This is a genomic window from uncultured Bacteroides sp. (assembly GCF_937912035.1).
Lineage (GTDB): Bacteria > Bacteroidota > Bacteroidia > Bacteroidales > Bacteroidaceae > Phocaeicola.
In genome coordinates, this window is the sequence record NZ_CALDPF010000016.1 from 69,607 (window position 1) to 90,486 (window position 20,880).

The 20,880-nt window shown below is 39.3% G+C and carries 17 protein-coding genes and 1 riboswitch; of the genes, 11 read left to right on the forward strand and 6 right to left on the reverse strand.

What is annotated here, in order from left to right; all coding sequences use genetic code 11:
• The first annotated feature begins 43 nt into the window (after nt 1-43).
• From Q0486_RS02720 to folE, 6 genes are all read left to right on the forward strand, one after another.
• Nucleotides 44-952, forward strand: a complete 909-nt coding sequence (locus Q0486_RS02720; RefSeq protein ID WP_299230172.1) for a peptidoglycan DD-metalloendopeptidase family protein — start codon at nt 44-46, stop codon at nt 950-952.
• Nucleotides 953-1,089: 137 nt separating this feature from the next.
• Entirely contained in the window at nt 1,090-1,632 is a 543-nt protein-coding gene (locus Q0486_RS02725) for a DUF1599 domain-containing protein (RefSeq protein ID WP_154044174.1), read from the forward strand.
• Nucleotides 1,622-2,944 carry a BT_3928 family protein gene (locus tag Q0486_RS02730; protein WP_299230173.1) on the forward strand — a complete coding sequence of 441 codons (1,323 nt, stop codon included), beginning with the start codon at nt 1,622-1,624 and terminating at the stop codon, nt 2,942-2,944. Before Q0486_RS02725 ends, Q0486_RS02730 begins: the two co-directional genes overlap by 11 nt.
• Nucleotides 2,945-2,986: 42 nt before the next feature.
• Nucleotides 2,987-3,742, forward strand: a complete 756-nt coding sequence (gene tpiA, locus Q0486_RS02735) for a triose-phosphate isomerase (protein ID WP_299230174.1) — start codon at nt 2,987-2,989, stop codon at nt 3,740-3,742.
• Between the two features lie 100 nt (nt 3,743-3,842).
• On the forward strand, nt 3,843-4,301 hold the full coding sequence (locus tag Q0486_RS02740; RefSeq protein WP_299230197.1) for an SPOR domain-containing protein: 459 nt from the start codon (nt 3,843-3,845) through the stop codon (nt 4,299-4,301).
• A 7-nt stretch (nt 4,302-4,308) separates the two neighbouring features.
• Nucleotides 4,309-4,902 (forward strand): GTP cyclohydrolase I FolE, encoded by a 594-nt coding sequence (folE, locus tag Q0486_RS02745; RefSeq protein ID WP_299230198.1) that lies wholly within the window; start codon nt 4,309-4,311, stop codon nt 4,900-4,902.
• Here folE and dnaG read toward each other — a convergent pair.
• The 6 genes from dnaG to Q0486_RS02775 form a co-directional block, all read right to left on the reverse strand.
• The gene (gene dnaG, locus Q0486_RS02750) at nt 4,899-7,058 is read right to left on the reverse strand and encodes a DNA primase (protein WP_299230175.1); all 2,160 of its coding nucleotides are present in this window, start codon (nt 7,056-7,058) and stop codon (nt 4,899-4,901) included. The two genes, folE and dnaG, sit on opposite strands and share 4 nt — an antisense overlap.
• Before the next feature lie 102 nt (nt 7,059-7,160).
• Complete coding sequence (locus Q0486_RS02755; RefSeq protein WP_204393004.1) at nt 7,161-8,162, reverse strand: malate dehydrogenase; 1,002 nt, start codon at nt 8,160-8,162, stop codon at nt 7,161-7,163.
• A gap of 1,030 nt (nt 8,163-9,192) precedes the next feature.
• A complete protein-coding gene (nrdG, locus tag Q0486_RS02760) occupies nt 9,193-9,663 on the reverse strand; it encodes an anaerobic ribonucleoside-triphosphate reductase activating protein (protein ID WP_299230176.1) in 471 nt (156 codons plus the stop codon).
• 8 nt (nt 9,664-9,671) lie between these two features.
• The gene (locus tag Q0486_RS02765; protein WP_299230177.1) at nt 9,672-12,059 is read right to left on the reverse strand and encodes an anaerobic ribonucleoside triphosphate reductase; all 2,388 of its coding nucleotides are present in this window, start codon (nt 12,057-12,059) and stop codon (nt 9,672-9,674) included.
• A gap of 27 nt (nt 12,060-12,086) precedes the next feature.
• Nucleotides 12,087-12,269: riboswitch (cobalamin riboswitch) on the reverse strand.
• Between the two features lie 246 nt (nt 12,270-12,515).
• Entirely contained in the window at nt 12,516-13,934 is a 1,419-nt protein-coding gene (locus tag Q0486_RS02770) for an HD domain-containing protein (RefSeq protein ID WP_299230178.1), read from the reverse strand.
• Between the two features lie 93 nt (nt 13,935-14,027).
• Nucleotides 14,028-14,918, reverse strand: a complete 891-nt coding sequence (locus Q0486_RS02775) for an AraC family transcriptional regulator (RefSeq protein ID WP_299230179.1) — start codon at nt 14,916-14,918, stop codon at nt 14,028-14,030.
• Nucleotides 14,919-15,043: 125 nt separating this feature from the next.
• Here Q0486_RS02775 and Q0486_RS02780 point away from each other — a divergent pair, with 125 nt between their 5' ends.
• The 5 genes from Q0486_RS02780 to fucO are packed head-to-tail and all read left to right on the forward strand — an operon-like array spanning nt 15,044 to nt 20,859.
• Nucleotides 15,044-16,522 carry a rhamnulokinase family protein gene (locus Q0486_RS02780; RefSeq protein ID WP_299230180.1) on the forward strand — a complete coding sequence of 493 codons (1,479 nt, stop codon included), beginning with the start codon at nt 15,044-15,046 and terminating at the stop codon, nt 16,520-16,522.
• Between the two features lie 36 nt (nt 16,523-16,558).
• Complete coding sequence (locus Q0486_RS02785; RefSeq protein WP_299230181.1) at nt 16,559-17,812, forward strand: L-rhamnose isomerase; 1,254 nt, start codon at nt 16,559-16,561, stop codon at nt 17,810-17,812.
• A gap of 4 nt (nt 17,813-17,816) precedes the next feature.
• Nucleotides 17,817-18,842 (forward strand): L-rhamnose/proton symporter RhaT, encoded by a 1,026-nt coding sequence (gene rhaT / locus Q0486_RS02790; RefSeq protein ID WP_299230182.1) that lies wholly within the window; start codon nt 17,817-17,819, stop codon nt 18,840-18,842.
• 59 nt (nt 18,843-18,901) lie between these two features.
• Entirely contained in the window at nt 18,902-19,693 is a 792-nt protein-coding gene (rhaD, locus tag Q0486_RS02795; protein ID WP_299230183.1) for a rhamnulose-1-phosphate aldolase, read from the forward strand.
• A gap of 11 nt (nt 19,694-19,704) precedes the next feature.
• Nucleotides 19,705-20,859, forward strand: coding sequence for a lactaldehyde reductase (gene fucO, locus Q0486_RS02800; protein ID WP_299230184.1), 1,155 nt, complete (start codon nt 19,705-19,707; stop codon nt 20,857-20,859).
• Nucleotides 20,860-20,880 lie beyond the last annotated feature (21 nt).

The following is a 20,880-nucleotide window of genomic DNA, read 5'->3' on the forward strand; positions in this document are numbered from 1 at the left end:
CGTGTTTTTTCTTATACTTATATATAAAAATATTAACTGTAAAATGCTTATTAAAATTCTTAGAACATTATCGGTCGCAGCTTTTGCTTTAGTGTCTGTCAGTACTTCGGCACAGGATTTGTTGGCCAAGCAGGCACCCATAGATAGGAAACTAAAGTCTGTTGACTCACTAGCTTTGGTACGTCAGATAGAAACAGAACAGGCCTTTTACCCGGCTTATTCACTGTATCCGGAATGGAGTAATGAAAGGGTTCATGCATACGGAAAAGAAGTGACAGTGCCAGATACTTTCAGAATTGATCTTACAGGATTCTGCATGCCTACTCCGCATACAAAGATTACTTCAAAATGTGGTCCACGTTGGAGACGTATGCACAACGGCCTTGATATTAAGGTATATATCGGCGATACAATACGTGCGGCGTTCAGTGGTAGAGTAAGAATCGTGAGATACGAACGTTCAGGTTACGGTAAGTATGTTGTAATTCGCCATGATAACGGACTTGAAACAATCTATGGTCACCTTTCGAAACAACTAGTCAAGGAAGACCAGTTTGTAAAGGCTGGCGAGGTGATAGGTCTGGGTGGAAATACAGGACGTTCAACAGGTTCGCATCTTCATTTCGAAACAAGATTGCTCGGTCAGGTAATCAATCCTGAATTCCTTTTCGATTTTCCAAAACAGGATATTGTGGCAGACAGCTATCTCTTCATAAAGGGAGCCAATATGTATAATTATCAGCGTACAAGAGCACTGGCTGCACTCAAGAACGGTGACATGAAGAAGGTTACTGCTGCTGCTAACTCCATACGTTATCATAAAATTAAAAGTGGTGACACTTTGGGCTCAATATCAAGAAAATATCATATCTCAATTGACAAGCTGTGTAGCATGAACGGTATAAAACGTAATACAGTTCTCAGAATAGGACAGGTGTTGCGTTGTTCATAATTCTGTATAATACTTTAATATAGAATCTTATTTGACGTTTATATGATTAAAAAAGGTGGAATGCAAAAGCATTTCCACCTTTTTTATTATGTGTTTATATGAAAAATAAGTAACTTTGCCACATATTTAATTGGTTTATGAAAGATACTAAACAACAGTTTGAACACGTTATAGAAATATGTCGTAGCCTTTACGAAAAGAAATTGCATGATTATGGCGCAGCGTGGCGCATCATGCGTCCGTCTTCGGTAACAGACCAGATATTCATAAAGGCTAACCGCATCCGCAGTATAGAGGTGAAGGGTGTTGCCCTTATCGACGAAGGTATCCGTTCGGAATTCATAGCAATAGTAAATTATGGTATAATAGGACTTATCCAGTTGGAACTGGGTTTTGCCGAGACTAACGACATGAGCATAGAGCGTGCGCTTGAGATGTATGACAAATACGCAAAGAAAGCATTGGAGCTTATGTTGGCAAAAAACCATGATTACGATGAGGCTTGGCGCAGTATGCGTATATCGTCATATACGGACTTGATCCTTATGAAGATATACAGAACCAAGCAGATAGAAGAACTAGGTGGTGAGACATTGGTTTCGGAAGGAGTGGATGCCAACTACATGGATATGATTAACTATTCGGTGTTCGGATTAATAAAACTAGAGTTTGGAGAATAAGTATATACATAGGGCTGTTCATGTAGGCGTAAATATATGTCGCTTCCTCTTGGCTATAGTATTCCTGTTTTCGGGATTCATTAAGGCCAATGATCCGATGGGAACAGTCTATAAAGTAGAAGATTATTTTGAAGCCTTCGGATTATCCGGTTGGATCTCCGGCTTTGTCCCTTATCTAATGGCATGGATAATGGCTATAGTGGAATTTACGTTGGGCTCTTATCTGTTGTTCGGAATACGGCGTAAATTGGCTTCAATATCTTGCTTGCTTTTTATGCTTGTAATGACTCCGCTCACTCTATGGCTTGCTCTTTCAAATCCTATTTCCGATTGTGGATGCTTCGGTGATGCTGTCCATTTGTCCAATTGGGATACGTTTTGGAAAAATGTAGTCCTTCTTTTGGCATCGTTATTTGTTTTTGTGCGCAATAGGAGTGTCTTTAAGTTGGTGACTGATAAGATGGATTGGCTTGTAGCCATGTATAGTACGGTATTTATTTTTCTGTTTACATATTTCACTCTGAACCATTTACCGGTATTTGACTTTCGTCCGTATCACATTGGTGCTGACATAAAGGCAGGAATGGAAATACCAGAAGGAGTTAAACTTCCGGTTTATGAGACCATATTTACTTATCAGAAAAATGGTGTCAGGAAGGATTTTACTATAGATAATTTTCCAACAGATTCAACATGGACGTTTGTAGAGTCGCAGACTGTCCTGAAGGAAAAGGGATATGAACCGCCAATCAAGGATTTTGTGGTGATATCGAATGATGATGGAACAGATATTACAGAAGAAATCCTGAATAGCAATTATGTTTTTCTTTTGGTATCTCCATGGCTTGAAAAGGCAGATGACAGTTCAATGGACTTGATAAACGAAGTGTATGATTATTCGTTGGACCATGGATATAAGTTCTATTGTGTAACGGCATCGTCAGATGAAGCTATATCAAGGTGGCAGGATTATACAGGAGCAGAATATCCGTTTGCTACTATGGATGAGATAACGTTGAAAACAATAATTCGTTCAAATCCTGGTATGATATTATTGAAAGACGGTGTGGTGATAAGAAAATGGAGTAATTTTTCTTTACCAGACGAATATCAGCTGTCAGGACCTTTGGAGGAACTTCCAATAGGACAACTTAACGATAATACATTCTGGACTAAGGTTGTAGAAATGTTGGTTTGGTTCTTCGGACCGTTGATACTGTTCATAATCATAGATTTGATATGGTTGAATATACACAGAAAGAAAAAGTTTGTCCCAGCTCCAAATAAAGGAGTAAATGAAAAGAAAGATTGATTATAACCTTTTATATTTAACTAATTAATTATTTCAAACAAGATGAGAAAAAACATTGTAGCAGGTAACTGGAAAATGAACAAGAACCTGCAAGAAGGTATTGCTTTGGCAAAAGAATTGAATGAAGTTTTGACTGCTGACAAGCCAAACTGCGACGTGATAATCTGTACTCCGTTCATCCACTTGGCTTCTGTAACTCCTATCGTTGACAGTGCAATCATCGGTGTAGGTGCAGAAAACTGTGCGGACAAAGTTTCAGGTGCATATACAGGTGAAGTTTCTGCTGAAATGGTAGCTTCTACAGGTGCTCAGTACGTAATCCTTGGTCACTCTGAACGTCGTGCTTACTATCACGAAACAGTAGAAATCCTTGAAGAAAAAGTTAAACTTGCTTTGGCTAACAACTTGAAGCCAATCTTCTGTATTGGTGAAGTTCTTGAAGAACGTGAAGCTAACAAACAGAATGAAGTAGTTGAGGCTCAGCTTGCTTCTGTATTCTCTTTGTCAGCTGAAGATTTCGGTAAAGTAATCTTGGCTTATGAACCAGTTTGGGCTATCGGTACAGGTAAGACTGCTACTCCAGAACAGGCTCAGGAAATTCACGCTCACATCCGTTCATTGGTTGCTGCTAAATACGGTAAGGAAGTTGCTGAAAACACTTCTATCCTTTACGGTGGTAGCTGCAAGCCTTCTAACGCTAAGGAATTGTTTGCTAATCCAGATGTTGACGGTGGTCTTATCGGTGGAGCTGCTTTGAAAGCTGCTGACTTCAAGGGTATCATCGACGCATTCAAATAATTTATTTGCAGACACTATAAGTCTGGAGTGTAATATTATGACAGTATTCCGGATGTTATTATCCGGCATACTGTCTTTAAAAATTTAATAAATCGGTATGATGAAATATCTTTTATCTTTAATCTTTACTATTTCTTCGGGGGTGGTTTGTGCTCAGAGTAATATAGTAGAAAGCCTGCAGACTAATGTTCCCGGACAGGGTAAAGTAACGGTGCATCAGGATGCTCAAATAACCGAGATTATAGGCAAGCGTTTTGTCAGAACTGGAGCTTCAGAAACGCAGAGAGTGATTAAAACGCGTGGCTATCGTGTGCAGGTCTATGCAGGTAATAACTCCAGACAGGCAAGAGACGAGGCAAACTCGGTAGCTGAAAAGGTAAAGGAAAAATTTCCGGATATGCCGGTATATACTTTCTTTCAGCCACCGCGCTGGCTATGCAGAGTAGGTGATTATAAAAGCATTGAAGAAGCTCATGTTGCAATGAGACAACTGAAGGCTGCCGGTAATTTTAAGGAAGTTGCAATAGTTCGTGAACAGATAAACATTCATATAGAGTAATATAATGATGATGACAACTGATATGATAAACTGGCCTGAGGAAAAGGTGCAGAAACTGATGGGACACTATAAGGAGATCTTGTCTTTGCTTGGTGAAGACCCGGAACGTGAAGGACTCCTGAAAACTCCTGAACGTGTGGCAAAGGCTATGCTTACTCTTACAAGAGGATACGATATGGATCCTAAGGCTGTACTTAATGCTGCTAAATTCCAGGAGGAATACAGTCAGATGGTCATTGTGAAGGATATTGATTTCTTCTCTTTATGCGAACATCATATGCTCCCGTTTTACGGTAAGGCTCATGTGGCTTATATACCTAATGGGTATATAACAGGATTGAGTAAGATTGCGCGTGTGGTGGATATCTTTTCACACCGATTGCAGGTACAGGAACGAATGACTCTACAGATAAAGGAGTGCATTCAGGAGACATTGAATCCGCTTGGAGTAATGGTTGTTGTGGAAGCTAAGCATATGTGTATGCAGATGCGTGGTGTTGAAAAACAGAATTCAATAACCACTACATCCGATTTCACAGGAGCTTTTAATCAGGCAAAGACTCGTGAGGAGTTCATGAATCTTATCAGAAATAACCATTAATAGAGGCTGGTAGTACGATCGCCTGCATCTTTCAGAATCATGTTCTGTGTTTCTGTCAAATCTTTGAAATGTGCCATTATCTCAGCACATTTTTCAGGATTGGCGGCTATGGCAGGATCGTTCAGCGCTTGAAGGGTATGTTTCATCTCTTCCTTTAAAATAGAAATCTTAAAATCCAGCAGCAGGCGGGGAACAAGTTCATACAGGCGTTCTTCGTCTGTTATTATTTTCTGGCCTTTAGAATGATAATTGCTAAGTTGATACCTGTCGCTCGACATGTCGGCAGCAACCTTACTTATCTGCTGATCCGGATTTGAAAGGAAATACCTCTCAGCCACAAAGTTTTCATTATGTACGTTCTCTTCCGCTTCCTTTAGTATCTTTCTGTGTATAGGATTGTGGAACTGTATGTCGTCAACTTTCAGATTGTATGCAATATATTCTGTTACGGTGAATGGCTGTTCGTTGCCTTCTTCGTCTTCTACACAGCATACTACTTTCTCTCCATATCTGATAATCATTTTCACAAGACTTTCTTCCTGCTTGTAGAAAACCTTGTTCTCATTTCCTTGTGCGGGGATGTATGATGAATATGTGTCAACCGGTGATGTCGCTTCCGGCATTAATTCCAGAGGAGCTATATTACCTTCAGGCGAAAGAACGGGAGTTTCGTTTCTATCAATAGTAGGATTGTTCATAGGTGGAACAATATCTACATTATTGTTGGCATTACTGTTTGAAGCAATTTCCTCTTCTTGTTGTGGAGTGGAGATTGCCTGCTGTCTTCTGTTGTATTCCTCTCTTTGTCTCTTTCTTTCTTCTTCCTTTTCCTTACTTTCAGCTGCCTGTTCAATAAGTTTGGCTGTAGCTTCAACCAGGATTTTTTCATCCATTTTAAGCAGCTGACTGCACTCTCTGATATATACAGAACGGACTATGCTGTCGGGAATAACCGATATACTTTTTACTATGCTTGAAATCAGTTCAGCCCTTTTGATAGGGTCTTTGCCTGCCTCTTCCATAAGCAGGTTGGTCTTGAAACGTATAAAGTCAACTTCATTGTTATTGATGTATGCCTGATATTCCGTAGCATTATGCTTCCTGGCGAAGCTGTCAGGATCCTCACCGTCTGGAAGCAGACATACCTTTATATTCATACCTTCTTCCAAAAGCATGTCAATACCGCGGATACTGGCTTTTATACCCGCACCGTCACCGTCGTATAATACTGTGATGTTATTTGTAAATCTGTGTATCAGTCTTATCTGGTCTGATGTTAGTGCCGTACCTGATGATGCCACAACGTTTTCGATACCACTCTGATGCATTGAGATAACGTCTGTGTAACCTTCTACAAGGAAACATCTGTCCTGACGGATTATTGACTGTTTGGCAAAATATATTCCGTACAGCTCTTTGCTCTTATGATAGATTTCTGATTCAGGAGAGTTGACGTACTTCATCTGTACGTTTTTTGTTGCAGCACTTAGTACACGTCCTCCGAATGCAACAACCTTTCCGGTGATGTTGTGAACCGGGAAAATCACACGTCCCCAGAAACGGTCGCGTATGGTTTTTCCATCATCTTTCATGTAACACAGTCCGGTTTTGAGTAATAGTTCTTGTTTGTAGCCTTTCTGTACGGCTGTTTTAGCTAATGCATCTTTAGACTCTGTGCAATAGCCAAGTTGGAATTTCTTGATAATATCGTCACGGAATCCTCTCTGGCGGAAATAAGTCATACCAATGCTTTGTCCGTCAATGTTGTTGTATAAAATGTCCTGAAAATATTCTGCTGCAAACTGGTTGACAAGGAAAAGACTTTCTCTCAGACTTTGAGACTGCTTTTCCTCCTTTGTAAGCTCTCTTTCCTTTATTTCGATATTATACTTCTTTGCAAGCCATTTCAGAGCTTCATAGTACGACAGTTGTTCGTGTTCCATTATGAAGTGTACCGCGTTTCCACCTTTTCCACAGCTGAAGCATTTACATACTCCCTTGCTTGGAGAAACGCTGAACGATGGAGTCTTTTCATTATGGAAAGGGCACAAACCTACGTAGTTGACTCCACGCTTGCGCAGAGTAACGAAGTCGGAAACAACATCAACTATTTGTGCTGCATCAAGAATTCTGTCTATGGTGGCCTGATCTATCATACTGGCTGCAAAAGTACATAAAAAATTATGATTTATAGGTATAAAAATAGGGGAAACCACATACGCGGTTTCCCCTGATATAATTTTAAACCTGAATATTAATTATTTAATATTTGGGTTCAATGCGTTCCATTCTGATACTGGAGGAAGAACGCCCATAGCGATAACTTCGTCACGAAGAGCGCACAAGTGTTCGTAGCTCTTATCCAAAGCAGCCTGTTCTTCAGCTGTTCCGTTCAAAGCAGCGCAGTGGCAACCTTCAGTGTCGATAGAAGTTTCCCAAGCCATCATGATGTGGTCATACTTATCGTTTGATACGTATGTACCAGCTGGCCAACGGAATGCTTTACCACCCATAGCAGCACCAATCATTTCGATAGAAACGTATGATGGGCTCTGGAATGAAGAACGTCCGCGGAGGTTGATGATGTTAGCACCACCCTTAGTTACTTTCTGCTGGATTTCAGCCCACTGTTCTTTAGTCAAAGCATCTGTACCGATGATGTCAGTCAAAGCTTTACCGTTAACTTTAGCTGTAGAAGCGAATACAGCCATCTGTTCGCCATGACCACCATATGTACGGCAGTTTTCAACAGCGTCCATAGAAATACCGAAGTGTTTAGCTAATTCGCTGCGAAGACGAGTAGAGTCAAGAGCTGCAAGAGTTGTAACCTGACCTGGTTTCAAACCTGAATACAACAAAGTGATAAGACCAGTGATATCAGCTGGGTTGAAGATGATAACGATGTGTTTTACATCTGGGCAGTAAGCCTTAACGTTCTTACCGAATTCTTCAGCAATAGCAGCATTACCTTTAAGAAGATCTTCACGAGTCATACCTGCTTTACGAGCAGCACCACCTGAGTTAACGATATATTTAGCACCTGTCAAAGCTTCTTTAATATCAGAAGTGAAAGTGATGTTTACACCTTCGAAACCGCAGTGGAACAATTCTTCAGCTACACCTTCCAAACCTGGAGCGTATGGGTCGTACAAGCAGATGTTATTAGTCAAGCCCATCATGATTGCAGTCTGAGCCATGTTAGAACCGATCATACCGGCAGCACCTACGATAGTAAGTTTTTCGTTTGTTACAAATTCCATAATTCAAATTATTTATGTTATGTTATAAAAGTGTTTTTATTGTCTGTTTTTTTCTTTCGCTACAAAGTTAAGAAATTATCGAAGAAATAACGGATTTACCGATGGCAAATAAATGGTATTTTCTGTGCTTTTATACTTAATTACGGAAAAAAATCATTATTTCATTTTATGTGTATTGAAATTGCAATGATGATGTTGCAATTATGTAGATATTTTATTTGTGCATTGTCAGAATCTGTTTTAAGAATAAATGTGCCACATAGTTTATTTATTTAAATAGTGGGTACAAAAAAAAGGCGCCATTCATCAGTTGAATGCCGCCGGCTTCCTAAAAGAACCCCCCATTTTAGGGTTCTTTGTTTCTTTGGTTTTTCTAGTCTTAATTGTTATCCTTTTTAATCTTTCTTCTTACCTTAGCACTAAACCTATTTACTTTTTATCCTTTAAACTGAAAACCTTTTACCTAATTTTACTAATACCTTTTTTTACCTTAAACCTAATACCTTAATTTATACTTTAACTAATAACCTTTATCTAATACCTTTTTTATTTTTATACCTTAAGTAAGTCTAATACCTTTATGTTTTGTGCTATTTATTAATTTACTCTCTGGTTTCACAACCACGATGCAAAGGTATATATTTTTTCTTGTTCTGCAATAGATGAAGACTGTTTTTTATATTAATATATGTTTTTCTTGATTTATATCATGTTTTCACTTGTGTGTGCTCCGTGTTCGTGAACGGAAAAACACATCGAGATATTATTTCTAACTTGTAAATGTTTTTAGTTGATAAATTATCAATTAAAAAATAGAATTAATGGTGTTATTGTTAATTTTAAGAATTAGATAGATACTTGAATAAGATGTTTTGTAACATATTTCGAGAAAAAGTTTTGTTTTATGTTGGATATTATATTTATGCATTTCGGTGTTGTATATGTAATTAAAGTATGGTATAAAAGATGAAAGGACCGTGATACGATCTTCAACGTAGCTCGGTCCTTAATTGCATTAATTTTATATTCTTTATACAAGTCTGTCCAGAAATAGAATTCTTTGATTACTGCTTCCTCTGAATTCAAGAGTGGGAGAGTATAGTTCCTCTATAAATTTTCCATCCACAAGTACATCTATATATTGCAGTAGATCTTTTCTTCTATTATCGTTCATGAGTTCTTCCAGTGTATAGCCTGTATAACACCATATATTTAATCCAGTGGATTTCCGGACCTTTTCAAGTATAGTGCGGAATTCTTCAGGATTGAAGAAAGGATCCCCACCGGTAAATGTCACTCCGTCTAGTAAGGGATTGCTTTTTATTTCTTTGATTATATTTTCCAAGGCTTCATCGGTAAGAGGTTTTCCAGCTTTGGGATTCCAAGATTCAGGATTATGACATCCTTTACAACGGTGACCGCATCCAGATAAATAAATTGAGTACCGGATGCCGTCACCATCGACTATTGTTTCAGGATATGTATATAAATAATGTATCATTTTTCAGATTAGGCATGTTTTACCCTATCACGTTCTTCTGCACGTTTTGCCGAATTCCAGCTGTTCAAATCACCTGTCAGGTAACCTGTGATACGGCGCATGCGGAGTATGTTTTCGCTGTTGCATATAGGGCATTTACTGTAGATTACACCTCTGTAGCCGCAGTTGTGGCAAGTGTCAACTGGATGGTTTATTGAACCGTAACCAATACCTTCGTCGTTCATTACTTTCACGATTTTGGCTATAGCTTTTACATTTTTCTGAGCTTCACCGTCCAGTTCCACGTATGTGATGTGCCCTCCAAGGGTAAGTGCATGGAAAGGAGCCTCACATTTAATCTTGTCAACGATGTTGATAGGTTCTTTTACATCAACATGGAATGAGTTGACATAATAATCTCTGTCATTTACTCCTTCTATAATACCATATTTGCGTTTGTCCATCTTTGTGAATCTTCCTGACAGGCCTTCTGCAGGAGTGGCAAGGACAGAGTAGTTAAGATGATATTTCTCTTTATATCTCTTGGCTACATCGTTCATTTTCTTAACAGCCTCGTAAAGAGTATCCCATGATTTCTTGTTGTGTCCGTGTCCCTGACCGTAGAGTGCAACCATTGCGTTGTGACCTCCGATGAAACCTATACCAAGTGTTCCCTGATTCAGTATGTCACCGACTTCTTCGTTAGGATTTACGTTGCATCCGCCTTTCCAAACGTTGTTGCCCATCATAAATGGGAATTGTCTTGCCAAGGCTGTTTTCTGATACTGGTATCTTGAGTATAGCTGTTCGGCTATCATTTCTGCCATTTCTTCTACCGACTGAAGGAATACTTCTTTGGCTTTTTGTTCGATAGCCTCCTTGTTGTTTGAATCGATAATACTTTCTGCCTTGATTCTAGCTTCTATAGCCAGTCTTGGCATGTTCATTGTGGTGAATGATAGGTTACCTCTTCCAAGTGATGTCTTTTCGCCATTAATGTTTTCGAATACTCTTGTGCGGCATCCCATTGTGGCAAGCTCGTATTTATATCTGTGTGGATCATCTGCTCTCCATAATTCATGTTTGTTGAATGGGGTATCAAGGAACATGAAGTTAGGGAATAAAGCTTTGGCTGTAGTACGGCATGCTTTTAGGAAAAGGTCGAAGTTTGGTGCCTTGAACTGTAGCTTTCCTTCCATTGCGGCATCGAAGTCGCTCATTGCAAGCTGATAATCCTCTTCCGAATATGACACCCCATCCTTTATCTTGAAAATTTGTATCGGGAATACAGGAACTTCACCGTGAGCTCCAAGGCCTTCTATTGTAGATTTAAGCAACTCTTCTATAACCATTCTTCCTTCTGCCGACGTGTCAGTGCCATAGTTTATAGAGCTGAAAACTACTTGGTTGCCGCCTCTTGAGTGCATCGTGTTAAGGTTGTGGATAAAACCTTCCATCGCCTGGTGAGTATCTTTGCGAGTACGTTCGTTTGCCTTGTTTAAGATATGTTCCAGTTCTTTCTTTTCTATGCTTGCACCTATTGATTTTAGCTCTTCTATAAGGTTGTTTTTATCATCTTCAGACGGGACTATTGTCATGAGATGCTTTTTTACGTAATCTTTCAGAGTCTCTTCTGTTATGTCAATGCCTTTCATTTCCATAAAGAAAGACATGATTGAAACTACACTCTTTTGGTAGCTTTTCAGAACTCCTTTGGCCATAAAGAAATCGAATGCCGGTATTGCCTGTCCTCCGTGCTGTTCGTTCTGGTTAGTCTGGAAGATTATTGTAGCAAGAGTGGCATAACTCTGAATAGACTGTGGAGTACGTATGCTTCCGTTCTTTGTGTGAAATCCTCTCTCGAACAAGTCTTCCAGGTCATACTGTATGCATGTGGTAGTCTTTGTGGGATAATAGTCCAGATCGTGAATGTGAATATCACCCAACTGGTGTGCCTCTGCATATTTTTTAGGCAGAAGGTATTTGTAAGTATAGTCTTTTGTAATTTCAGATGCAAAAGTCATCATCTGCCCGGCCGGAGTATGACTTGACATGTTGGCGTTACTAAGGTTGACATCATTCTTGTCGATAGCCACAATGCCATCCATTATATGTTTGATTTTTGTCTTGCGGTCGCGTTCGGTGTTTCTCCACTGCCTGTAGATGATATATTTTTTCGCTACTTCCGGTCTTACTTTCATCAATTCCATTTCTACAAGGTCCTGTATTTCTTCCACACCTATGGTAGGCGTATTGAAATGATTGATTACCCTCTGTGTTATTTCGTCGATAAGGTTTTCGCAGTCTGTAAGATCTGATGCTACGAAAGCTTTGGTAATGGCGTTGTAGATTTTTGCAGATGAGAAGTTTTCCCGCTTCCCGTCTCTTTTGATGATGCAGATGTCTTTTGTTTCCATTTTTTTGTCTTTTAAATCATACAATTATTTGTTTTTCTTTTTCAGGGCAGGTCTTCTGACTGATCTTTCCGCGGAACACCTTCCCGCCAATGAGGCAGTGGTCGGAATAACCTTGTTCCGTTTCATCAAGAATCACAGCAGCGGGTACTGTTACCGAATTTCACGGTATTCCCTTTTGAGACTGATGTCACTCTGAAAAAGTATTGCAAAGCTATAAACAAATTTCTGAAATAAAAAATATCAAAATATTTGGAATTTACAAAAATGGAAATTTTTAGCTTTAAAAAATGTTTTAGAATGGTTTGTGAGTGGGCTTTGTGGAAAACTTTATTTGGAGTAAAATTAAAATATATTAGATTTTCGGTGATTTTATTTTAGGTTTTGCTTTAGTCTTGTGAAAATTTATCATCCCGTAGATTTCAATAATACTACAGGATGATAAAAATAGGGATTGTATTATTCATCGACTGGTTTCAATCCCATCTTTTTTGCTTTTTCCATCATATATTCAAATGCTGCATCGTGTTCGTTAGGTATTACACCGTCCAAAATAGCATCTTTGATATAACTTTTCAAGTCACCTATTTCGCGGCAAGGCTGTAAGTTGAAAACTCTCATAATCTCAGCTCCATCTACAGGGGGTTGGAAATTTCTTATCCTGTCTTTTTCTTCGAGATCTTTCAGTTTTTGTCTTACAAGCTTGAAATTGTCCAGGAAACGTTGTTTTCTGGCTTCGTTCTTAGAGGTGATATCCGCTTCACACAGACACATCAGATCGTCAATATCATCACCTGCTTCAAAGAGTAGTCGTCTTACTGCAGAATCAGTAACCTCTTCGTCGGCTATTACTATAGGACGCATGTGGAGGCTCACCATTTTCTGGACATATTTCATCTTTTCGTTCATTGGAAGTTTCATTTTCCTGAATATGTCCGGTATCATCTTCTCGCCGATGTAGTTATGGTTATGGAAAGTCCATCCGGCTTTCTGTTCCCATCTTTTAGTCTTAGGTTTGCCTATGTCATGAAGCAGGGCAGACCATCTGAGCCACAGATTGTCTGTAGCTTTCGATATATTGTCGAGTACTTCAAGCGTGTGATAAAAATTATCCTTATGGGCTCTTCCGTTTCTTGTCTCTACACCTTGTAAGGCACATAGCTCAGGGAATATAAGTTCCAAAAGCCCGCATCTGTCAAGATCTACGAATCCTTTCGACGGTATAGGTGATAATATTATTTTATTCAGTTCGTCTGCGATACGTTCCTTTGATATAATCTTGATACGTTCCTTATTTCTCCCTAAAGCTTCGAATGTCTCGTCCTCTATGTAGAAGTTCAGCTGAGTGGCAAAACGGATACATCTCATCATTCTCAGAGGGTCATCGCTGAATGTTATGTCCGGATCAAGAGGGGTTCTTATGATTCTGTCTTTAAGATCCTCCATACCGTCAAATGGGTCAACCAACTCGCCGAAACGGTCTTTGTTCAGGCAGACGGCCATAGCGTTTATTGTAAAATCGCGTCTGTTCTGGTCGTCCTCCAGTGTTCCGTTTTCCACTATTGGCTTTCTGCTGTCGTGGCTATATGATTCTTTTCTTGCACCTACAAATTCCACTTCGATGTCCCTGAACTTCACCTGTGCAGTCCCGAAATTCTTGAACACCGAAACATTAGCTCCTTTGCCCAATTTTTTGCCTAGTGCCTGTGCTATATCGATACCGCTTCCTACCACTACCACATCAATGTCCTTTGAGTGTCGTTTCAGGAATATATCTCGCACATAGCCTCCTACTACATAGCATTCCAATCCCAGTTCGTCTGCAGTTTCGGATATTATACTGAATATTTTATCGGAGAAATGTTCTTTTAATTCCATATATAGAAATCTGTTGTTTGAAGTGCAAAGGTACAAAAATGTATTCGTTCTGACAATATTCGATCTAAACTCGTATAGCCAGTATGTTTATAGTCAATAGTAAATTCTTTTGTATTCGATAGGAGTAAATCCGGTATATTTCTTGAATACTTTTGAAAAATACGCTATGTCGTCGAAACCTAAATAATATGAGACATCTTTTATATTAGTATCGCTTCCTGATAATAGTTGTTTAGCTTCCTGTATTTTCAATTCCTGAATGTAATGTGCTGGGGAAACTCCAGTGTAATCTTTAAATAATTTTCTGAACCACGAATAACTTATGTTGATTCTGGAGGCTACATCTTCTGGTGTGATACCTTTCAGTAGATTTTCTCTTATTATGATTTTTGCTTTGTCTATCTGGGCTTCTGTCGTAGTATCGAAACACTTGTTGTAATCGTAGTACATAGTCATGCCAAGAATCAGATTTGCAATTCCTGCAAGAAACTGTTGACAAGCAGCCTTCTCTTCATTCGCTATCCTTATGGCCTGGTCGTATAGATTTACTATATTATCCTGTACACCGATTCTATATATTATTTGTTCTTTATTGAAGAAATTATTTTTGAATCTGCTGTCCATGTTTGCTCCTTCGAAACCAATCCACATTTCAGTCCAACCGGTTTTCTTGTCTGGCATATAGCTGTGCCACTGGTGAGGACGTAATATAATCATGTCACCTTCCTTTATTTCTATACTTTCTTCTGGAGATTTGAAAAATATACCTCTTCCTTTTGTTATGTACAGTAATTGGTAACTGTCTAATCTTCTTCCACGCGATGGTGTGAAGAAAAACTGTGCAGGATGTCCTGTTCGTGGTGGATATGTTTCATAATTACTTCCAATAGTTTCACATCCTACAGTGTTGACTGTTATTCCCCAGTCTTCGTCCCGTTGACTGCTTATAAGGTATTTATAATTTTTTGATGCGTCGTTTCTCATGATAATGGCATTTTTGCAAAGATATGTATTTCCGTCAAATCTTCCATTTCTAACATCATTTTTTACTAATGCTTTAAGAACTAAATTACTATCTTTGCATAGTAATCAAGTTAACCATTGTTTTTATGAAAGTAAACTATTTTATTGCATTCGATTTAGGTGCCACAAGTGGCAGAACTATACTGGGAAAACTGGAAGGAGAGAAGTTAACCTTAGAAGAAATAACACGTTTTCCTAATCAAATGTTGCAGTGGAACGGACATTTTTATTGGAACATTTATTCATTGTATGAAAATCTGAAGAAAGGTTTTACGGAAGTAGCCCGTAAAGGAATACCTGTAACATCGGCGGGTATTGATACTTGGGGCGTGGATATCGTATGTGTAAATCCGGATGGAGAATTATGTGGCATACCATACGCATACAGAGACCCACAGACTATCGGAAAGAAAGAAGAATATTTCGATAAAGTTATGAGCTCCAAGGATGTGTATATGCGCAGCGGTATACAGCACATGGATTTCAATACAATCTTCCAACTTTATGTGATGAATGGGCGTAAATGTAATTCAATGCAGAACGCAGATAAAATACTTTTTATTCCGGATGCGTTGAACTATATGCTTACAGGAAAGAAAGTCACAGAATATACCATAGCATCTACTTCAGGTTTGTTAAATCCGGAGTCAAGAGACTGGGATGATGTGTTACTTAAGAGTGTTGGAGTAGATAGAGAAAAGTGGGCTTCTATTGTAAAGCCTGGTACTGTGATTGGAAATATTACTGACGAACTGGCCGAAGAACTCCAAATACAACCTGTACCTGTTGTTGCTGTGGCAGAACACGATACAGCTTCAGCTGTTGCTGCAATCCCAGCCTTGGATAAGAATTTTGCATATCTTAGTTCAGGCACATGGTCACTTATGGGTATTGAAACAGAACATCCGGTGGTAAATGAAAAAACTGCTGAATACAATATAACAAATGAAGGAGGTGTGGACGGAACAATCAGGCTTCTGAAGAATATTACCGGTATGTGGATTGTGGAACAGTGTCTGAAACGCTGGAAGAAGGACGGTATAGAATATTCTTACCCTGAAATGGTAAAGATGGCTTCCGAAGCAGAGGGCTTCAAATGCTTTATCGATCCTGATGATGCTCTGTTTGTCAATCCTGCAGATATGCCAGAGGCTATCAATGAATACTGTAAGAGAACAGGACAGGATGCGCCTCAGACTCATGCAGCTTATATAAGAATGATTTTCGAGAGTCTTGCAATGAAATATCGTGAGACACTTGATGTATTCAATACATTGGCAGAGAATCCTATTGAAAAACTTCATGTTATAGGAGGAGGTTCAAGAAATGCACTTCTTAATCAGTTTACTTCAAATGCGATAGGACTTCCTGTTATTGCAGGTCCTGCTGAGGCTTCATCTGTAGGAAATATCATGCTACAGGCTAAAGCTGCCGGAATTGTAAATTCACTTCAGGAAATGAGAAATGTGATTTCTGCCAACGTAGAGCTTTCCACATATAATCCTATGGATTCAGAAAGTTGGAATGAAGCATATCAGAAGTATCTGGAAATCATAAACAAGTAATAAAATAAAAATCATAAACTTATAAACTTAAAAACCATGAAAGAAGAATTAATTGTAAAATCGTACGAGATCGCAAAAGAACGTTATGCAGCATTAGGTGTAGATACAGACAAAGTATTGGAACAGATGCAGAATTTCCACCTTTCACTTCATTGCTGGCAGGCTGATGATGTAGCCGGTTTTGAAGTACAGGCAGGACAGCTTAGCGGAGGAATTCAGGCTACAGGTAATTATCCTGGAAAGGCAAGAAACATTGACGAACTTCGTGCTGACATCATAAAGGCTAAATCAATGATTCCGGGAACACACCGTCTGAATCTTCACGAAATCTATGGTGATTTCCAGGGTAAGGTAGTAGACCGTGATGAAGTTGACACAACTCATTTCCAGAGCTGGATAGAATGGGGTAAGGAAAACGATATGAAGCTTGACTTCAACACTACATGTTTCGGTCATCCGAAGAGTGGAAACCTTTCACTTTCAAATCCAGATAAGGGTATTCGTGATTTCTGGATTGAACACAGCAAGCGTTGCCGTGCCATTGCAGAAGATATGGGTAAGGCTCAGGGCGATCCATGTATCATGAACGTATGGGTACACGACGGTAGCAAGGATATTACCGTAAACCGTATGAAGTATCGTGAAAACCTCAAGAACTCTCTTGATGAGATTTTCGCAACTGAATACAAGAATATGAAGGACTGTATCGAATCAAAAGTGTTCGGTATCGGACTTGAAAGCTACACTGTAGGTTCAAATGAATTCTATGTAGCATACGGAGCACAGAACAATAAGATGGTAACTCTTGATACAGGTCACTTCCACCCGACTGAAAGCGTAGCTGACAAAGTATCTTCACTCCTGCTTTATGTTCCAGAACTGATGCTTCATGTAAGCCGTCCTGTTCGTTGGGACTCAGACCATGTAACAATAATGGACGATCCTACACTCGATTTGTTCAGTGAAATCGTTCGTTGTGACGCTCTCGACAGAGTTCATTACGGTCTCGACTATTTCGATGCTTCAATCAACCGTATAGGTGCGTATGTGATTGGTAGCCGTGCTGCACAGAAGAGTATGTGTCGTGCATTGCTTGAGCCACTTGCAAAACTTCGCGAATATGAAGCAAACGATATGGGATTCCAGCGTCTGGCTCTTCTTGAAGAAGCTAAGGCATTGCCTTGGAATGCAGTCTATGACATGTTCTGCCTGAAGAACGGGGTACCTGTAGGCAATGACTTTATAGCGGAAGTAGAAAAATACGAAGCTGAGGTTACTTCAAAACGTTGATAAAATGGATGTTTTATTAGGTTTATTAATAATAGCCATAGGTAGTTTTGGCCAGTCCAGTTCATATGTTCCAATCAAGAAAATCAAATCTTGGGAATGGGAAAACTTCTGGTTGGTACAAGGCATATTTGCCTGGTTGGTATTTCCACTTCTCGGAGCACTCTTGGCGGTGCCCGAGGGTGGTTCCCTTTTTTCATTACTATCGTCAGGAGGAGCTCTGAAGGCAATAGTATATGGAGTGTTGTGGGGAGTAGGCGGACTTACATTCGGACTAAGTATGCGTTATCTTGGCGTGGCTTTGGGACAGTCTATTTCTTTAGGAACATGTGCAGCTTTCGGTACGTTGTTTCCCGCACTTATGGCCGGTACTGATTTGTTTCATGGCGAGGGACTTATACTTCTTTTAGGTGTTTGTATAACTCTTGCAGGTATCGCGGTAATAGGATATAGCGGTTCTCTTCGCTCACAGTCTATGAGTGAAGAAGAAAAGAAAGCGGCTGTTAAAGATTTCGCTCTTACTAAAGGCTTGCTTGTAGCTCTTTTAGCCGGAGTTATGAGTGCATGTTTTGCACTAGGTCTTGATGCCGGTAGTTCAATTAAAGAGGCAGCTTTATCTGCTAATGTCAATCCGCTTTATGCCGGATTGCCTGTTATTCTGTTGGTTACTTTTGGTGGTTTCCTTACCAATGCAGCTTATTGTTTCTGGCAGAATATAAAGAATGGAACAACGAAAGACTATTTTAAAGTTTCTCCGTCACTGTTCATTAACAATGTATTGTTCTGCATGCTTGCAGGAGTATTATGGTATTCACAGTTCTTCGGTCTGGAAATGGGTAAAAGCTTCTTTACCGACAATGCTGTCCTTATGGCATTTGCCTGGAGCATACTTATGTCACTAAATGTTGTCTTTTCAAATTTGTGGGGAATTATCCTGCGCGAATGGGCAGGTGCAGACCGTAAGACTCTTGTTGCTTTAGGGGTTGGTCTATTGATTTTGATATTTTCAATCTTCTTCCCTTCATTGGTATAGAAGATGATTTTAAGAAATGTCTAAATGTATTTTAAATAGTATTTAATTATAACTTAACGATGGTTTACAACAATTCAATTTCAGAAATTATCTCTCAGATAGCCGAAGTAGCCGGTTACCTTTGGGAACGCGGATGGGCAGAACGCAATGGTGGTAATATATCTTATAATATTACAGATGTAGTAGATGAAACTATTACTTCGCTTAAGCCACTTGGTGAATCTATTGTGCTTCCACAGCCTGTAAAGAATTTGTGCAACAATTATTTCATTGTAACTGGTACAGGTAAAAGAATGCGTTATGTACATTCTACTCCAATGAAAAATATGTCAATAATACGTATCTCAGAAGACGGTACATATTATGACATCATTGCAGAAGAATATATACGTCCTACTTCTGAATTGCCTTCACATCTGATGATGCATGATTATCTTCTAGGAAAAGGTAGGAAGAATAAAGTTGTTGTTCACACACATCCTATAGAACTAGTCGCAATGACTCATAATCCGGCTTTTCTTGAAAAAGATGTATTGAGCAAGATTCTTTGGAGTATGATACCTGAAACACGTGCTTTCTGTCCGAAAGGTTTAGGTATAGCAAGATACCAGTTGCCTGGCTCTGTAGTTCTTGCTGAGGAAACTATCAAACAGCTTGACGAATATGATGTAGTTATGTGGGAAAAACACGGAGCAATTGCTATTGGTGAGGATCTGATTGAGGCATTCGATATGATAGATACACTGTCTAAGTCTGCCAAGATTTATGAGTCTGCATGCTCAATGGGATTTGTACCTAAGGGAATGACAGATGAACAGATGGATGAACTTAAAAGAGTGTTTAACCTATAAAATTGATTATTATGATAAATAGATTCGTATTAAACGAAGTATCTTACTTCGGTCCCGGAGCGAGAGAAGTTCTTCCAAAAGAAATTTCACGTCTTGGCTTGACTAAAGCTTTTGTTGCAACAGATAAGGACTTGATTAAGTTTGGAGTTGCTGATAAAGTATTATCAGTTTTGCGCAATGCCAATATCCCATACGAAGTGTTCAGCGAAATCAAACCTAACCCAACTGTTTCTAACGTTAAAGCAGGTCTCGCAGCGTATGCAGCTTCAGGAGCAGATTTTATTATTGCTATTGGTGGTGGTTCATCAATGGATACAGCTAAAGCTATTGGTATTATAACTAACAATCCTGAGTTCTCAGACGTGGTTTCTCTTGAAGGTGTTGCCGATACAAAGAAAAAGTCAGTACCTATTATAGCTCTTCCAACAACAGCCGGAACAGCAGCTGAAGTTACTATAAACTATGTGATAACAGATGAGGAAAACCACAAGAAGATGGTTTGTGTTGATCCTAACGATATTCCTGCCATTGCTATAGTAGATGCCGAACTTATGTATACTCTTCCAAAGAGTCTTACTGCAGCTACAGGTCTTGATGCATTGACTCATGCTATCGAGGGCCTTATCACTAAAGGTGCTTGGGAAATGAGTGACATGTTCGAAATCAAGGCTATTGAGATGATTGCCCGCTATCTTGAAACAGCAGTAAACGAACCTAATAATGCAGAGGCACGTAATGGTATGGCCGTAGCACAGTACATAGCCGGTATGGCATTCTCTAACGTAGGTTTGGGAGTTGTACACGGAATGGCTCATCCATTGGGAGCTATATTTGATATTCCTCATGGTGTAGCAAATGCATTACTTTTGCCTACTATTATGGAATTCAATGCACCTGCAGCACTCGATAAGTATGTTGACATAGCCAAAGCTATGAATGTATATTCAGCTGGAATGAGCAAGGAAGAAGCTGCTGATGCTGCTGTTAAAGCAGTGAAAGAGCTTTCAGTACGTGTAGGAATACCTCAGCATCTTTCTGAACTTGGTATCAAGGCAGAAGACCTTCCACGTCTTGCAAAGGCTGCATACGCAGATGTATGTACTCCTGGTAATCCTCGTGAGGTGACAGAAGAGATAATTCTAGAACTTTACAAGAAGACTTTGTAATTACACCATATTAGTTTGTTT

What these genes read in the sequence shown, in the direction of transcription:
- Q0486_RS02720 (WP_299230172.1), top strand. Translation starts at nt 44, where the DNA reads ATGCTTATTAAAATTCTTAGAACATTATCGGTCGCAGCTTTTGCTTTA.
- Q0486_RS02725 (WP_154044174.1), top strand. Translation starts at nt 1,090, where the DNA reads ATGAAAGATACTAAACAACAGTTTGAACACGTTATAGAAATATGTCGT.
- tpiA (WP_299230174.1), top strand. Translation starts at nt 2,987, where the DNA reads ATGAGAAAAAACATTGTAGCAGGTAACTGGAAAATGAACAAGAACCTG.
- Q0486_RS02740 (WP_299230197.1), top strand. Translation starts at nt 3,843, where the DNA reads ATGAAATATCTTTTATCTTTAATCTTTACTATTTCTTCGGGGGTGGTT.
- folE (WP_299230198.1), top strand. Translation starts at nt 4,309, where the DNA reads ATGATGACAACTGATATGATAAACTGGCCTGAGGAAAAGGTGCAGAAA.
- dnaG (WP_299230175.1), bottom strand. Translation starts at nt 7,058, where the DNA reads ATGATAGATCAGGCCACCATAGACAGAATTCTTGATGCAGCACAAATA.
- Q0486_RS02755 (WP_204393004.1), bottom strand. Translation starts at nt 8,162, where the DNA reads ATGGAATTTGTAACAAACGAAAAACTTACTATCGTAGGTGCTGCCGGT.
- nrdG (WP_299230176.1), bottom strand. Translation starts at nt 9,663, where the DNA reads ATGATACATTATTTATATACATATCCTGAAACAATAGTCGATGGTGAC.
- Q0486_RS02765 (WP_299230177.1), bottom strand. Translation starts at nt 12,059, where the DNA reads ATGGAAACAAAAGACATCTGCATCATCAAAAGAGACGGGAAGCGGGAA.
- Q0486_RS02770 (WP_299230178.1), bottom strand. Translation starts at nt 13,934, where the DNA reads ATGGAATTAAAAGAACATTTCTCCGATAAAATATTCAGTATAATATCC.
- Q0486_RS02775 (WP_299230179.1), bottom strand. Translation starts at nt 14,918, where the DNA reads ATGAGAAACGACGCATCAAAAAATTATAAATACCTTATAAGCAGTCAA.
- Q0486_RS02780 (WP_299230180.1), top strand. Translation starts at nt 15,044, where the DNA reads ATGAAAGTAAACTATTTTATTGCATTCGATTTAGGTGCCACAAGTGGC.
- Q0486_RS02785 (WP_299230181.1), top strand. Translation starts at nt 16,559, where the DNA reads ATGAAAGAAGAATTAATTGTAAAATCGTACGAGATCGCAAAAGAACGT.
- rhaT (WP_299230182.1), top strand. Translation starts at nt 17,817, where the DNA reads ATGGATGTTTTATTAGGTTTATTAATAATAGCCATAGGTAGTTTTGGC.
- rhaD (WP_299230183.1), top strand. Translation starts at nt 18,902, where the DNA reads ATGGTTTACAACAATTCAATTTCAGAAATTATCTCTCAGATAGCCGAA.
- fucO (WP_299230184.1), top strand. Translation starts at nt 19,705, where the DNA reads ATGATAAATAGATTCGTATTAAACGAAGTATCTTACTTCGGTCCCGGA.